The sequence below is a fragment of the Roseovarius nitratireducens genome, assembly GCF_002925845.1.
GTDB classification, from domain to species: domain Bacteria; phylum Pseudomonadota; class Alphaproteobacteria; order Rhodobacterales; family Rhodobacteraceae; genus Roseovarius; species Roseovarius nitratireducens.
In genome coordinates this window covers 1-378 of sequence record NZ_PDNI01000049.1, presented here as the reverse complement: position 1 = coordinate 378, position 378 = coordinate 1, and the positions used below count along the sequence as shown (strand labels likewise).

The 378-nt window shown below is 38.4% G+C and carries 1 pseudogene; it reads right to left on the bottom strand.

Annotated features, from left to right (window positions below):
* Positions 1-312: pseudogene (locus CRJ03_RS20575) on the bottom strand (cytochrome c oxidase subunit II); the annotation flags it as partial.
* Positions 313-378 lie beyond the last annotated feature (66 nt).

Here is a 378-nt window from a genome sequence, read left to right as displayed (position 1 = left end):
GACTATTTCTAGGACGATTGGTATGAAGCTATGGTTTGACCCACAAATTTCTGAACATTGTCCGTAGAATAAACCTGGGCGGGTTGATGTTAATGTGGCTTGATTTAATCGTCCTGGAATAGCATCAGTTTTTAGTCCTAGTGAGGGTACTGCTCATGAGTGGAGGACATCTTCTGAAGAGATTAATATACGAATGGGTAGTTCTATAGGTAGTACTACTCGGTTATCAACTTCTAGGAGTCGAAGTTCTCCTGGTTTTAGTTCTGATGTTGGAATTATATATGAGTCAAAGTTTAGGTCTTCGTAGTCTGTGTATTCATAACTTCAGTATCATTGATGTCCTAGAGTTTTTACAGTTAGGACTGGGTTATTAATTTC